Source organism: Breoghania corrubedonensis (genome assembly GCF_003053845.1).
GTDB lineage: Bacteria > Pseudomonadota > Alphaproteobacteria > Rhizobiales > Stappiaceae > Breoghania > Breoghania corrubedonensis.
The window spans coordinates 285,660-300,103 of sequence record NZ_QAYG01000004.1; the positions used below are offsets into that span (position 1 = coordinate 285,660).

12 protein-coding genes are annotated in these 14,444 nt (G+C 62.1%); 9 read left to right on the top strand and 3 right to left on the bottom strand.

Annotation, left to right across the window (positions count from 1 at the left end):
- Positions 1-867: 867 nt before the first annotated feature.
- From C8N35_RS13495 to C8N35_RS23680, 3 genes are all read right to left on the bottom strand, one after another.
- Positions 868-2,499, bottom strand: coding sequence for an amino acid adenylation domain-containing protein (locus tag C8N35_RS13495; RefSeq protein ID WP_107990219.1), 1,632 nt, complete (start codon positions 2,497-2,499; stop codon positions 868-870).
- Positions 2,441-4,795 carry a leucine--tRNA ligase gene (leuS, locus tag C8N35_RS13500; RefSeq protein WP_146177399.1) on the bottom strand — a complete coding sequence of 785 codons (2,355 nt, stop codon included), beginning with the start codon at positions 4,793-4,795 and terminating at the stop codon, positions 2,441-2,443. The genes C8N35_RS13495 and leuS overlap by 59 nt, the downstream gene beginning before the upstream one ends.
- A gap of 295 nt (positions 4,796-5,090) precedes the next feature.
- Positions 5,091-5,294: a hypothetical protein gene (locus C8N35_RS23680; RefSeq protein ID WP_146177400.1), complete on the bottom strand. Its 204-nt coding sequence runs from the start codon at positions 5,292-5,294 to the stop codon at positions 5,091-5,093.
- Positions 5,295-5,511: 217 nt separating this feature from the next.
- On the opposite strand from C8N35_RS23680, the gene C8N35_RS23685 reads away from it, so the two are divergent.
- The 9 genes from C8N35_RS23685 (at position 5,512) to C8N35_RS13540 (ending at position 14,359) form a co-directional block, all read left to right on the top strand.
- The gene (locus C8N35_RS23685; RefSeq protein ID WP_146177401.1) at positions 5,512-5,940 is read left to right on the top strand and encodes a hypothetical protein; all 429 of its coding nucleotides are present in this window, start codon (positions 5,512-5,514) and stop codon (positions 5,938-5,940) included.
- A gap of 1,078 nt (positions 5,941-7,018) precedes the next feature.
- Positions 7,019-7,363, top strand: a complete 345-nt coding sequence (locus C8N35_RS13505; RefSeq protein WP_210203520.1) for an acyl carrier protein — start codon at positions 7,019-7,021, stop codon at positions 7,361-7,363.
- Positions 7,364-7,408: 45 nt separating this feature from the next.
- Positions 7,409-8,311: a chlorinating enzyme gene (locus tag C8N35_RS13510; protein WP_107990221.1), complete on the top strand. Its 903-nt coding sequence runs from the start codon at positions 7,409-7,411 to the stop codon at positions 8,309-8,311.
- 145 nt (positions 8,312-8,456) lie between these two features.
- A complete protein-coding gene (locus C8N35_RS13515) occupies positions 8,457-9,233 on the top strand; it encodes a thioesterase II family protein (RefSeq protein WP_107990222.1) in 777 nt (258 codons plus the stop codon).
- Entirely contained in the window at positions 9,205-9,921 is a 717-nt protein-coding gene (locus C8N35_RS13520; RefSeq protein ID WP_107990223.1) for an RraA family protein, read from the top strand. Before C8N35_RS13515 ends, C8N35_RS13520 begins: the two co-directional genes overlap by 29 nt.
- Positions 9,922-9,965: 44 nt before the next feature.
- Positions 9,966-10,916, top strand: a complete 951-nt coding sequence (locus tag C8N35_RS13525) for a branched-chain amino acid transaminase (RefSeq protein WP_107990224.1) — start codon at positions 9,966-9,968, stop codon at positions 10,914-10,916.
- A complete protein-coding gene (locus C8N35_RS13530) occupies positions 10,856-11,779 on the top strand; it encodes a thioesterase II family protein (RefSeq protein WP_146177402.1) in 924 nt (307 codons plus the stop codon). Before C8N35_RS13525 ends, C8N35_RS13530 begins: the two co-directional genes overlap by 61 nt.
- Positions 11,733-12,986, top strand: a complete 1,254-nt coding sequence (locus C8N35_RS13535; protein WP_210203521.1) for a 2-isopropylmalate synthase — start codon at positions 11,733-11,735, stop codon at positions 12,984-12,986. The genes C8N35_RS13530 and C8N35_RS13535 overlap by 47 nt, the downstream gene beginning before the upstream one ends.
- On the top strand, positions 12,983-14,359 hold the full coding sequence (locus C8N35_RS13540) for an LLM class flavin-dependent oxidoreductase (protein WP_107990227.1): 1,377 nt from the start codon (positions 12,983-12,985) through the stop codon (positions 14,357-14,359). The genes C8N35_RS13535 and C8N35_RS13540 overlap by 4 nt, the downstream gene beginning before the upstream one ends.
- Positions 14,360-14,444 lie beyond the last annotated feature (85 nt).

A 14,444-nucleotide genomic window follows, 5' to 3' on the forward strand; every position in this document is an offset into this window, starting at 1 on the left:
GCCCTTCCCGATTTACGGAACTTCCACGCATGGTGCTGTCCGCGAGCGAAGAAAACCTCGTCGTTTGAGCACGACAAGCCCCCTCTGAACGGCCCCCATCGCCGCCGTGCGGGACCGCAGCACCTCAAGGAGCGCAAGAAACAACGGCGGCGACACCACGGAGCGCGCCGTCGGATAGAGGCTCACTGGAAGGACCTCCCGAACCGGCACCTGCCCACGTTCCGGTTTCTCCATTCAATTCGTTCAGATTCGGACCAGGTTCTTCGAGCCAAGGTCGACTTTCCGCCCCGGACCAGGTTCGTCAGGCCAAGGACGGTTTTGCGCCCCGGGCATGGCTCCAATCCCGGCTCTGCGCCCAGCCCGGGTTTCCTGCCCGGTTCCGGTCCGCGTTTCACCCGTATGGTTTCACCGGTCGCCACCCGTATGCACTGTCGATGGACAGACGGTTGACGCACCTGTCCCGTCCCTCGGGGGGCGATCCGTTTCGCCTGCTCCCGATTCCGCAAATGGCGCACCCGACGGGACTCGAACCCGTATCCTCCGGCCCCCAATGCCGGTGCTTTTGGGCAACCTGGGCTCCAATTCTCCGCTCCAGCGATCCGTCAACAGCGATGCCCTGAGAACCATCGATTTTTCTGCCGGAGTTTCTGAATCTTCTGCCGGGGTCACCTCCTCCCGATTAAGCCACAGGTGCGAACTGTGGATGGTCCCCACATCCCGGCGACCATCGTTGAAATTCAATATCCAAGAATATCACATCACGTAACGTAAATCTCGTTCTTTCGCATGAATCAGAGCACCAACTTCAAACTGCAGACAATTGTTCTGAAACGACTTTTTTATTCACATCCGGTTTGCCGACCAAATTCACGCAAGGCCCGCTCCCGCCGGTTCGCGAACCCGCTGTTGCAGGATTTCGGCAAGCGCCTTGCGGTCCGCCTTTCCCGACGAAAGCAGCGGAAATTCGGCAAATCCCACCACGTGGCGCGGCACCATGTAGGCGGGCAATTCATCCGTCAGACGGCGACGGATCACCTCGATATGGCTGTCGCAACGGGGGTATTCGCCGCGCTCGAACAGCACCCCGGCGGCAAGCAGCTTCTCGCCGAAGCCTGTCTCCAGCACCACCACCTCCGCGCTGTGGACATGCGGCACCGAACAGATGACGCGCTGGATCTCGTTGAGATGCACGCGGTAGCCGCCGATATTCACCTCGTTGTCGCGCCGCCCGTGATAGTAGATCGCACCGTCGGCGAGATAGGAACAGACATCCCCCGTCCGGTAATAGCGAATGCCGTCGATGGTCACGACGCGCTTCGCCGTCTCCTCCTCCCGGTTCCAGTAGGCCTGCATCACCTGGACGCCGCCGACGAGCAGTTCCCCCATCACGCCCGGCTCGGTGACGACGCCTCCCGCCTCATCGACGAGCCGCGCCGTGACGTGCTTCAACGGCTTGCCGATCGGATAGAGATCGGTCCGCTGCGGCTCGATCTCGTCGATCACATGCGCGGTGGAGGCGCAGGTCACTTCCGTCGGCCCGTAGGCGTTGATGACCCGAACGCCGACATTCTTGCCCATCCAGCGCTGCACGGTTTTCACATCGGGAACATCCGTGCCGGTAAGAATTGTCTGCAGATGCGGCAGACGGGCTGTTTCGAAATCCTCCGCCTGCGCGATCAGGCCCAGCATCATCCCCCAGGCGGAGAAATGCGTGACCTTGTTGTCCCGGATCGTCGCAAACAGGAAGTCCGGCACAACCAGATCGTCATGCACATGCAGTTCCGCCCCTTGAGCCAGGGGAAACAGCATGTCCATCAGATAGACGTCGAAATTGAGCGGCGAAAAACTCGCGCAGACGGATGACGCGGTGACGTCATAAACCTCCGCCGTCCCCTCGAAGAACGGCGCAAGGCTGCTATGGGCGATGACGACGCCCTTGGGATGCCCGGTCGAGCCGGATGTGTAGATGCAATAGGCCGGACGATCCGCATCGAAGCGCGGCAGAAGTTCTGCGGAAAGCGGACAGCTCGGGCAGGCAAGCTCCTCGCTCAGCAACCCCTCCAGTTGGCCAACCATCATCACGCCGCAAGCGGCGTCGATCTCCTCCAGGATTTCGTCCACCGTCGCGCGATGCTCCTCGTCGGTGATGACGAATGCGGGCTCGATCTCCTTCAGGATGTACTCGACCCGGCCGGCCGGCATCTTCGCATCGAGCGGAACGTGGACGCAGCCCGCCTTGAAGGTTCCCACGATGGCGGCGACGAGAATGGCCTGGCGCGGCGCCAGCATGACGACACGGTCCCCGGGCCGGCAGCCGCGCTGGCAAAGCCACAGGGCAAAGCGCGTGGAGAAGCGGTCGAGCGTGCGATAGTCGAGGCTCAGGCGGCTGTCGGCCAGCGCGGTTTTCTTCGGCGTGATCCGTGCGTTATGCGCGATCGCTTCAGCAAGGTGCCGGTTCGTGCAATCGGTCTCTTTGTGAAAATGGCTTTTTGTGCTCATGGCTCAAATCCGTCCAGTGGGCCGCCTGCGCCAGCATCTCGCCCTGGCCGAAACGGGACCAGAGCTCTTCGGTGAGATGCGGAGCAATCGGGTTCAACATGACTAAAAAATCGAGGACGGCGCGCCGGATCAGGGCCCGGTTGGCAGGGGTCGGGCGGCTTTTCGCCCGCTCCCAGAATTTCCGGGTCTTGTCCCATAGCAACATCAAATTGTTGCAGGCCGCCTGCAGTTCCAAGGTGTCGTAGGCTTTTTCGATCTTCGAAATTCCGAAATTCAGATTGCTCTCGAACTTCTTTTCGAAATTTGTCATCGCGGAGGCATCGAAATCGTCCGCCGCTTCCTCGCCAAGAGCATCGATGATCTCCAGCGAGGTATGCCACACACCGCCCAGAAAATGCCGGGAGGCGGAGGCCTTGTCGTCCGACCAGTTGTAATCGTTCATCGGCCGCGCCGCCCACATGCTCTGGAAGCGGACAGCATCGACGCCGTAGCGCTCGATGAGTTCGGCGGGCTGGACGACATTGCCCAGCGACTTCGACATCTTCTGCCCGTCCTTCAGCACCATGCCGTGAAAGATCGAGCTCTTGAACGGCTCGGATTCCGCCGAGAGGCCGAGCCGGTGAAGCCAGTTCAGGATGATCCGGAAATAGAGGTTGGCAACGAGAATGTTCTCCGTACCGCCGATATCGAAATCGCACGGCACCCATCGCGCGACCGCTTCCCCATCGCACATCGCTCCCTCGAAATCAGGGTTGCAGTAGCGCATGTAGGACCAGGCGCTGTTGAAGAACGTGTCAAGCGTGCTCGCCTCGCGCCGCGCCGCAACCCCGCAGGCAGGGCAACTTACCGCCATGAACGGCTCGTGCCGGGCAAGCGGATTACCGCTCACGCTCATGTCGACACCTTCAGTCGGCAGCACCACCGGCAGATCGGTCTCCGCCACAGGCACCGCGCCGCAGGCCTCGCAATGAATGATCGGAATAGGCGCCGACCAGTAGCGCTGGCGCGAAACGCACCAATCGCGGGCCCGGAAGGTCTCACCCGCGCGCGCCGCGCCGCGTCGCACCAGTTCCGTAGTGATCGCCTTTTCGCCATCGGCGGTGGAAAGACCGTCGAAGGCGCCGCTGCGCACCAGCCGTCCCTCCCCGAGATAGGGCTCACCTTCGATCCACTCGCCCCCCTCCTCCGGTTCCACGACAGAGATGGCGGCCAGTCCCATCGTGTTGGCGAAGCGATGGGCGTTCTTGTCGTGGGCGGGACAGCCGAGCGCCGCGCCCGTTCCCAGTTCGATTTGCACGTATGGAGCGACGACGACCGGCAATCGCTCAGCCGTCAGCGGATGGATCGCATGGCGATCAAGGAAGAGGCCTGCGCGTTCCGGCGCCTTCATCCGCTCCACACGCGGCAAGGTGCACATCTCGCGCACCCGTTCCTGCATCGCCTGCGCGTCCGGCCGCTCGCGAACCAGCGTTTCCACCAGCGGATGCTCCGGCGCCAGCGCGATGAACGTGGCGGCGTGGATGAGCCCGACACGCGTCGTGAAAACCTCCACCGGCGCCTCTCGCCCCTCGATCGCCATCGACACGAAAAGTCCCGGCTTGCGGCCGATCCAGTTGCGCTGAAGCACCTTTGCCTTTGCGGGAAAATCGTACTTCTCCAGCCCGGCGAGCAGATCTCCCGCGATCGCCTGCACATCGACGAACCAGTGCGCCTGCTGCTCCTTCGTGGCTTCAGCCCCGCAGCGCCAGCAGCAGCCGTCGATCACCTGCTCGAACGCCAGCGCGGTGCGGCAATGCGGGCACCAGTCGGTCCAACTCTTCGCCTGATAGATCGCGCCGGCCGCGTGCAGCTTCAGGAAGATCCACTGCGTCCAGCGATAGTAGGAGGGCTCGTGATAGGAAAAGAACCGCGTGGGATCGTAGCTGAGGCCGAGCCGCAGCAGTTCGCGTGTCATGTCGGCGATGCAGGCGTCCAGCCAGGCAGCCGGCGTCTTGCCGGAGGCGATCGCGGCGTCTTCGACGGGCAGGCCGAGGGAGTCGAAGGCCTGCACGTAAAGCGCGTTGAAGCCGCGCAGACGCTTGTAGCGGGTCAGCGTGTCGCCGATCGTGTAGTTGCGCACATGGCCCATATGCAGAGAACCGCTGGGAAACGGCGGATAGTCGTAGGCGTAGAAGTGCGGTGCGTCGCTCTCCATCCGGGTGACGAACACACCCTCGTCGAGCCAGCGTTTCTGCCAGCGTTCGGCCATCTCGCCCGGAGCGTAGGCCTCCCCCGTAGAATAATTTTCTGTTTTCAATTCAAAAACCCCTGCACCAGAAAATGAAATTGTCTGACTTCAGGTTTTGCAGCGCTCCGCGCGCTCCGTGCCGTCTTTCGCGCTTCCCTCAATATCGAGCATTCATGTCGAGCATTCCTTCGCAGCCGCGCCCGGCATCGCCGCGTGCTTCCTTTCAGCGAAGGCGGATGACGGCACTCACCGCGTCAGGCGAGTACCGTCGTTTCGCATCAGGGCATCTTGTCAGGGCATCTATCCAGGGCATCATGGTCAGGGCATCCATCCAAAGGAGCTGCTGGAGAACGAATCTCAGCCGTCAGGCGGCTGGATTTTCGAGCGCAGTAGCTGGTTTTGGAGTCGAGCTTGCGATTGGACCCGCGACGTCAGCTGGAATTTTCGCTGGGTCGGGGTCGCTTTTCGAAAGCTTCGCGGCCTGTTCAGCTGGTTTGTTCGCGGCTTCGGACATGTCCTGAGCCGCCAGCGCAACCGCCGCGCGACGATCTTTCACTTCTGCCATCATATTCACCTCCTTTCTATCTGCGTTGGAGTGGTAGGGACTCCTCCCCGGGAGCCATTCTTGCGACCCGGGCGCATTCGCCTGAACCCAGGACGCTCCGGGGAAGCCGGAACGACAGCCGCGCCGAGGCGACTGTCTGGACACGAACCACGCTCCCAGGAAACCGGCACCGAAGCCAAAGCTGCCCCCGCGCGCACGACGCGCCGAGGACGACAAGGAGATGGAGAGCATCACGAAATCCAATCAATCAATTGAATATATCGACTTTCTTATTCCATTCGGGCCGCACGCCCGGATTTCGAATCCCGCAGATCTCATGCGAAAACTGTTCGCACGTAATGCCTGTCAGCAGATCGCCGGAACACAAAGACATTCCGATTGTCCGAACCTGCGGCGCGAGACACTCACTCCCAATGAGCCGCATGAGCCCGGGGAAAAAGAGCCCCGGGAAAACGACCGCGCCCGTTGTGAATATGCCTGGCCGCGCCCGCTGCAAACCTGGCCGCGCCCGCTGCAAACCTGGCCGCGCCCGCTGCAAACCTGGCCGCGCCCGCTGCAAAGATGCGTTGAAAGCGCAAAAATCCCGCGACGCGGACCTCAGAAAACCTCAGGTCGCCTGCCGTCAAAAAGAAAAGTAATAACCAGATAACAATGGACTACACTAGCACTCACGGCAAGCCCGGTAAATAGCTGCAAGTGATGTGGAACAAACCATTGTTCATATCAATATTCCCCACATATGAAACCTCTATTTTATCCGCCTGCTCGACAGTCTTTTCATCCCGAAGCGCCTTCGCGCGGCGTCTCAACTTCTAGCCCCGGCCTTCATCTTCAGGCCCCACTCTCGTCGCCCCTCATCCACACGCCCCGGCACGGTTGTCTCGGCGCACGCACCGCAGCAAGCATCGGTAATATAAGCCGATTTTTGATTTGATCTATCAAGTTGATTCAAGGTTTGACATCAACAGAATTTTCGATGAGAATGTTTTCTCGTTTGAAATTCCGAATATTTATTACATGTTTTTAGATTACTATAGAAATAATCGATTTAAATGATTTTTAGAAGGCGCACTCAGCGTCTCAGAAAGAATGCCGGCTCTCCAGAACAGACGAATTACATCTGACAAACCGTTATATGCTCGACTCTCGCGAGGTTCCATCTTCGCGCACTGCGAGAAAGGACGGAATGAGCTGGAAGCACGGCATGCAACAATCAACCGCCTGGTCGTTTGAAGCGTCATGACCACTCGTGAACAAACACCTGCAGACCACGGGGGCAGACCACGGGGGCACCCGAGTGTCTCAGGACAAGGCGACACAAACCGTGTGGCCGGAAAGCGGATGGCCGTGTGGCCGGAAAGCGGATGGCCAAAGCACGACGAGACAGGGAAGATCCCGAGAGCCCGATGACGGGCGCGTTTATGGAGCCTCGCATTTCTCAAGGAGCCACGCATTTCTCAAGCCCGGCAGAATTCAAATCGCGGTCCTCACCGGCTTTTCTGTTCTCCGCGATTTTCACAACGGCAGAACGCCGTTCATTTTGATATTAAGACCATTTTCAACTCTGATTTTTCGTGAAATCGCATCACAAAAAAGACAAAATCTGACTTAATTATTTTCAAATTGAAATTATACTGTTTATATCATTTATTAATATAATAAATATTACATGAGAATACTTAAATCCGAATATAACAAAAGCATTTTAATTGCACTTACGTATCTCTATGACTTTTATTGTAGATAACTGGGTAAGTGCGGATTTATTTTTCAAAGACCAAGCACCTGAAAACGCTAGACTGGAGGACACTGCCATTACTACGCAAGAAACCGTGATCCGAGTCCTGGAAGACGTTGTCGGCACCAAGAATCTGAATGCGGATTCTCGGTTCCTGGATATCGGAGGAAACTCGTTGAACCTGGTCGAGGTCCTGAAGCAGCTGCGTGCGAAGACGGGCGCTGCCCCGTCCCCGCGCATCTTCTTCGACAAGCAGGCCTCCTCCGTGGCGGCCATTTCCGCCGCGATCGACGCCCAGCTTCACACCAGCGAGCTCGCCGAGACCGCGGGGTAACCGCGTTCGGTTATAACAAGTTCATTTTCATGGGAGATTTTCATTATGGCTAAGCACTTCTACCTTTCCGATGACGAGAAGAAGTCCTTTTACGAAAACGGGTTCGCCGGCCCCTTCACGCTCTTCGAGCCGGAGGAAATGACCGAGATCTGGAACGAGGTGCGCCTCGACCTGCTCGACACCAGCAACGCCCCCTTCCCCGACAGCCGGCTCAACTACGACCGCCACCTCGATATTCCCAACCTCAACCGGATCATCAGCGACCCGCGTCTTGTCGACAAGATTTCCTCGATCCTCGGCCCGGACGTGCTGAGCTGGCGCACCGAGTGGTTCCCGAAGTACCCCGGCGACGAGGGCACCGACTGGCATCAGGCGGAAAGCTTCGTGGAATTCGAGGGCACCGAGAAGCTGGAGCCGACGGCCGCCGTCGAAGGCCAGCCGTGGGAGCTGACGGCCTGGATCGCCATGACGAAGACGAACAAGGCCAACGGCTGCCTGAAGCTGATGCCGGGTTCCCACCGGACCTGGTACTTCGACGAGAAGCGCAACGTGGTGTTCGATCCCGACAACATCAACAAGCTCAACGAGCGCGGCGAGAAGTCCGGTTTCTACGGCTACGACTACGACGATCTGAAGCTCGACCGCAATTGGGTGCCGGACGAGTCCAAGGCCGTGCATATGGAGATCGAACCCGGCCAGTTCTTCATCTTCACCTCGCGCTGCATGCACGGGTCGAACCCGAACTCGACAACCGACGACACCCGCTTCGCCTGGGCGACCCGCTTCGTGCCCACGCATGTGAAGGTCTATGACGGCCAGGATTCCTTCCACCACTTCGGCGAGGTCCTGCCGCTCGACCGCTACTCGACCGTTCTGGTCGCCGGCGAAGACCGCTACGGCCACAACCGGGTCCGCATGCCGATGCGCGAGGCCGCGCCTGCCGAGTAAGGCGCGCCGATCAGCAGGCCTTCGTTCGCCCCGTTCGAAGGCCCGCCAACCCACGCCGCATCGCACGGCCGGAGCCTCCCCTGTCCCACCAGACCCCAGGTGGAGGTTCCGGCCGTGGTGCCCCGGCAAGGCAGCAGAGGTCGCCATGACATCCCCCTGGTTCGAATTCCCCGAAGACGCGGATCGCCAAAGGGCCCGCTTCCGGCTTTTCTGCTTTCCCTATGCCGGCGGCGGAGCCTCGATCTTCCGCTCCTGGGCCGACTGGCTGCCACGCGAGGTCGAACCCGTCGCCGTGCAGCTGCCCGGCCGCGAGACCCGGCTCGCAGAACCTCTGATGCTTTCCATGGGACCGCTGACCGATGAGCTCGCCGAGGCCATGGCCCCGTTGCTGGACAGGCCCTTCGCCTTTTATGGCCACAGCACTGGCGCCCTGATCTCGTTCGAACTCGCCCGTGTGCTGCGCAAGCGCCACCTGCCGCAGCCGGAGCTTCTGTTCCTGTCGGGACAGGACGGACCGCGCGAAAAGCCGCCGGTCATCCGTCACACCCTGCCGGACCCCGAGTTCATCGAGATCCTGCGCAACTGCAAGGGCACGCCGGACGCCGTGCTGCAGAACCCGGATCTCCTGGAAATCCTGCTGCCCCGCATCCGTTCCGACGGGGCGATCTACGAGACCTACGACTACGAACCGCAACCGCCGCTCGATGCCCGCATCGTGGTCTTTGAGGGCACCGACGACCGGTTCGTCACGGCACAAGGGCTGGAGGCATGGGGCCGGGAAACCCGCGCTGGCTTCCACCACTACGCGCCACTTTCCGGCGGGCATTTCTTCCTGCACGCGGAGGAGAAAGCGCTCGCCCGTCACATCAACGAAGAACTCGGGAGGCTTCTCTATGAACCAGCTTGTTCAGCCCAAGGATAGCACGGCGGTGGAATGGAACACCGATGAGGAACTCTTCGCGCTCGTTCGCGCGGAACTGACCACCTGCCCGATTTCCGACGTGATGGAGCTGATGGGCTTCGCCTATCCCATGCTGCCGCACGAGATCGCCCCGCTCGGCGCGCCCAAGGTGATGATCGGTCGCGCCATGCCCGTGCGCGACGAGGCGCCAATCCCGCATGGCGGCCTGAAGCGCTACGATTCCAAGCCCTTCGGCCTGCTTTTTGAATCGATAGAGGATCTGAAACCCGGAGAGATCTACATCGCCTCCGGCGGTCCCACCTATGCCGCGCGGCTCGGCGACATGCTGATCACCCGGGCCCATGCGTTGGGTGCGGCCGGCCTCGTCATCAACGGCAACGTGCGCGACGTGCAGGGCATCGGCGCCGTCGATGTCCCGGTCTTCTGCCGCGGCACCTACGCCTACGGCCTGCAAGGGCGCCACAACGTGGTCGACTACCGCTGTACCATCAAGGTCGGCCACGTGCTCGTCAGGCCCGGCGACCTCGTCTTCGGCGATGCCGACGGCGTCATCGTCGTGCCGAAGGAGTGCGAGCGCGACATCATCCCCAAGGCGCTCGCCAAGGCACGGCTGGAGGCCAAAGTCCGCTCGGCCATCGAGGCCGGCGAAAGCGTCGTCGACGCCTTCGAGAAATACGCCGTCATGTAACCCGGGCATGTGAGACCAGCACCCAGCGAGAAGGCATCAACACCATGTGGGCACCCTATATCTGGAAGAACGGCGAACTTTGCGAATGGGAAAAGGCGCAGGTGCATGTCCTCTCCCACGCGCTTCACTACGGCACGAGCATCTTCGAGGGCCTCAGGGCCTACGAGATCGGCGAGAATGCCTGCGTCCTGCGCCCGCGCGAGCATTTCGAACGCATGCTCTTCAGTTGCCGGGTCGCCCGCGCGCCCTCGCCGCTCGACGTGGACCAGTGGATCGAGGCCACCGCGGCGACGCTGCGCGCAAACGAGCATCGCGCCGCCTATATCCGCCCCCTCGTCTACCGCGGTCTCGGCGAGACGCTGGGGCTTGACGGACGCAGCGGACCGATCGAGACCATCGTCGCGACCGTGCCGTGGGCGACCTATTTCGGCGCGGACGCGCTGGAGCGCGGCATCGATGCCCAGGTCTCCAGCTGGCGCCGGCCCGGCGCAGGCGCCGTCAGCGCCCTCGCCAAGATCGGCGGACATTACGCAGAGGCGCAGATGGTTCTGGCCGAAGCCAAGGACAACGGCTTCGCCGAAGGCATCATGCTCGACCAGATGGGCCACGTCACCGAAGGCAGCGGCCAGAACATCTTCCTCGTCATCGGCGACGAACTGATCACGCCGGGACTTGGCGACAGCATCCTGGAGGGCGTCACCCGCAACTGCATCCGCACCATCGCCGCCGACCTCGGCATCACCGTGCGCGAGGCGACCACCCCGCGCGACCTGCTCTACAAGGCCGACGAGATCTTTTTCACCGGCACGGCGGTGGAGGTCTGCCCGGTGCGTTCCGTCGACCGCATCATCGTCGGCGAAGGCCGCATGGGACCGGTCACCCGGGCGATCCAGCAGATGTTCTTCGGCATCGTCACCGGCGCGCTGCCGGACAAGTGGGGCTGGCTGGAACCGGTCTGCATCGAACCGCTCATGCAGGAAAGACGCGCGGTATGAACGTTCTCAGCCCCGAACGAACGGCGGCAGCGGCCCAGGAGGAGACGCCGTGGCTTGTCTTCCCCGGCAAGCCCGAACCGGGGGCAACCCCCGAGACTGTGCGGCTGCGGCTTTTCTGCTTTCACCACGCGGGCGCAGCCGCCTCGATGTTCCACTCCTGGCCCGACCAGCTGCCGGCCGGGGTTGAGGTCATCGCCATCCAGCTGCCGGGCCGCGAATACCGGTTTTCCGAACCGCTGGCGACCAACGTGCGGCAGCTGGAGAAGCCGATCGCGGATGCGCTGGAGCCCCACCTCGACCGGCCGTACGTCTTCTTCGGTCATTCCATGGGCATTCTGGTGGGCTTCAACGTGGCCCGCACCTTGCGCGAGCGGGGGCGGCGCCAGCCATCGATGATCATCGCCTCAGGCCGTTCATCGCCACAGTTCATGTGGACCGACAAGGGCATGGAGACGCTACCCGACGAGGATTTCGTCACCGCCGTGCGCGACTACAACGGCACGCCGGAGGAACTGCTGCGCGAGGAGGCGCTGCGCGAACTCTGGCTGCCGCGGCTCAGAGCCGACCTCACCATTTCCGCCACGTATGAATATGTCGACAAACCACCCTTCACCTGCCCGATCCTCGTTCTTCACGGCGACGACGACAGGCTCGTCTCAAACGAGGGGCTCGCCGGCTGGCAGGTGCATTCGAGCGAGCCGGTCCACTATGTCCGTTTTCCGGGCAATCACTTCTTCTTACTGAAGAGCGAGCAGGAGGTGCTCGCGGAGCTGCATATTATTTTAAAAAATCACCTTATTCATTTGGAGAAGAACAATGACAATGGGAAAGGATTTTTGGGAGATCCGCTCGAAAGAACCTGATCGGGTCACGATACTTGACACAACCCTTCGCGACGGCGAGCAGAGCCCCGGTGTGAGCCTGACCGGCGCGGAGAAGCTGGAGATCGCCCAGCAACTCGCGCGCCTCGGCGTCGACGTCATCGAGGCCGGCTTTCCCGCCTCCAGTGCGGGCGAGTTGGCGGCCGTCCAGCGCATCGCGGAAACCGTCGGCCGCGGCCAGGGCCATGCGCAGCGCGGCGGACGTCTTGAGCCCCCCGGCATCGCCGGTCTTTCCCGCGCCAACCGCCACGACATCGACAAGACCTGGGAGGGCGTGCGCGCGGCCAAGTGTCCGCGCATCCACATCGTGCTGCCGACCAGTGACATTCACCTGAAATACAAGCTGGAAAAGACGCGCGCCCAGGTTCTGCAGATCGCCCGGGACATGGTCTCCTATGCCCGCTCGCTTTGCGACGACGTGGAATTCTCCGCCGAGGATTCCACCCGCACCGACCGCGATTACCTGTTCGAAGTGCTGGATGCGGTGGTGGACGCGGGCGCGCGGACGCTGAACATCCCCGACACGGTCGGCTACGCCATGCCGGCCGAATACGGCGACCTGATCCGTGTTCTGTGCGAACGCTATGCCGCGCGCGGCGATGTGGTCATCTCCGGCCATTGCCACGACGACCTCGGCGTCGCCACCGCCAACACGCTGGCGGCCATCGCCAACGGCGCGCGCCAGGTGGAGGTGACAATCAACGGCATCGGCGAGCGGGCGGGCAATGCCTGCCTTCTGGAAACCGTGATGGCGTTGCACACGCGCAAGCCCTTCTACGGCCTGGAAACCGGCATCGACCGGCACGAGATCGGCCCGACCAGCCGGCTTGTCTCCACCCTCACCGGCATGGCGCTTCAGGCCAACAAGGCGATCACCGGGGCCAACGCGTTCGCGCATGAATCCGGCATCCACCAGGACGGCATCCTGAAAAACCGCTCCACCTACGAGATCATGGAGGCGAGCGAGCTCGGTCTCGACCAGACGGGCCTCGTGCTCGGCAAGCACAGCGGCCGCAATGCGTTCCGTGCCAAGCTGAGGGAGCTGGGCTTCGCGATGGAGGATGGCGAACTCAACCGCGCCTTCGTCCGCTTCAAGGACATGGCCGACAGCCAGAAGTCCGTGAGCGAGGCGGAGATCCGTGCGATTTGCGAAATGATGGAAAGCGAGAGGGAGGGCGCGCCGTTATGAGCAGCAAGCGTATCCATTTCGGCGTCATGCTTCAGGGCGCCGGCGTCAACATGAACGCGTGGCGGCACCCAAGTGTGCCGCCCAACGCCAGCATCAACTTCGATTTCTACGTCGAACGCGCCCGCAAGGCGGAAGCCGCGGGGCTCGATTTCGTCTTCATCGCGGACGGGCTCTACATCCACGAAAAGTCCTTCCCGCACTTTCTGAACCGCTTCGAGCCGGTGGCGATCCTGTCGGCGCTTGCGGCGATGACCTCGAGGATCGGGCTGGTCGGCACCATGTCGACCTCCTACTCCGATCCCTACACGCTCGCCCGCCAGTTCGGCTCGATCGACATGATCTCCGGCGGCCGGGCGGCGTGGAACGCGGTCACCTCGCCGCTGGAGGGATCGGGCCGCAACTACTCGCGCGCCCACCCCGATCACGCGCTGCGCTACAAGATCGCCGACGAATACCTGGAGGTGGTGACGAAGCTGTGGGACAGCTGGGACGACGACGCCTTCATCCGCGACGTGAAGAGCGGACGGTTCATGGACCCGTCGAAGATGCACCGGCTCGACCATCACGGGCCGTTCTTCGACGTGGAGGGCCCGCTCAACATCGCCCGCTCGCCCCAGGGCCAGCCGCTGATCTTCCAGGCCGGCGCCTCGGATGCGGGTATCGAGCTTGCCGCCAAGTACGCCGACTGCGTCTTCACCAACGGCGGCACGCTGGAAAAGGCGCAGACCTTCTACCGCAAGGTGAAGGATGCGGCCCGCGCGCACGGGCGCAACCCGGACCACATCAAGATCTTCCCCGGCACCGGCCCGGTCATCGGCGCCACCGAGGAAGCCGCCCAGGAACGCCTTCGCGAATACGGCAAGCTGCTGACCATTGAGGACGCACTGAACTATCTCAGCCACTTCTTCCAGCAGCACGATTTCTCCGTCTATCCGCTGGACGAACCCTTCCCCGATCTCGGCGACCTCGGCAAGGACGGTTTCCGCTCGACCTCGGAAGAGATTTCCCGCATCGCCCGCGAACGCGGCCTCACGTTGCGCGAGGTGGCGGTGGAGACGGCGACGCTCCGGGCCCATATCGGCACGTCGGAAACCTTCACCGGGTCGGCGGAGAGGATCGCCGGCGAGATGATCCGCTGGATCGACGAAGGCGCCGCCGACGGCTTCATGCTGGGCTTCCCGGTGCTCGGCTGCGGGCTCGACGATTTCGTCGACCTCGTGCTGCCGATCCTGGCCGAACGCGGCTATCACGACATGCAGACGCAAGGCACCACCTTGCGCGATCACTTCGGCCTGCCCTACCGCGAAAGCGTCTATGCGCACCCGGCCGACGCGGCGGCGGAGGAACAGGTGCCGGCCATGGCCGGCCGCTAAAGCGACTGCCGGATCGGTTCGCTCTGGCAGAAATAGCCATTGACACGCGACACGTCCCGGATCGGCGCAATCCGGTCCGGGTTCG

Bases quoted from the DNA above. Each gene is read 5' to 3' on its own strand.
- C8N35_RS13495 (WP_107990219.1), bottom strand. From the start codon at position 2,499: ATGAGCACAAAAAGCCATTTTCACAAAGAGACCGATTGCACGAACCGG.
- C8N35_RS23680 (WP_146177400.1), bottom strand. From the start codon at position 5,294: ATGATGGCAGAAGTGAAAGATCGTCGCGCGGCGGTTGCGCTGGCGGCT.
- C8N35_RS23685 (WP_146177401.1), top strand. From the start codon at position 5,512: ATGGAGAGCATCACGAAATCCAATCAATCAATTGAATATATCGACTTT.
- C8N35_RS13505 (WP_210203520.1), top strand. From the start codon at position 7,019: ATGACTTTTATTGTAGATAACTGGGTAAGTGCGGATTTATTTTTCAAA.
- C8N35_RS13510 (WP_107990221.1), top strand. From the start codon at position 7,409: ATGGCTAAGCACTTCTACCTTTCCGATGACGAGAAGAAGTCCTTTTAC.
- C8N35_RS13515 (WP_107990222.1), top strand. From the start codon at position 8,457: ATGACATCCCCCTGGTTCGAATTCCCCGAAGACGCGGATCGCCAAAGG.
- C8N35_RS13520 (WP_107990223.1), top strand. From the start codon at position 9,205: ATGAACCAGCTTGTTCAGCCCAAGGATAGCACGGCGGTGGAATGGAAC.
- C8N35_RS13525 (WP_107990224.1), top strand. From the start codon at position 9,966: ATGTGGGCACCCTATATCTGGAAGAACGGCGAACTTTGCGAATGGGAA.
- C8N35_RS13535 (WP_210203521.1), top strand. From the start codon at position 11,733: ATGACAATGGGAAAGGATTTTTGGGAGATCCGCTCGAAAGAACCTGAT.
- C8N35_RS13540 (WP_107990227.1), top strand. From the start codon at position 12,983: ATGAGCAGCAAGCGTATCCATTTCGGCGTCATGCTTCAGGGCGCCGGC.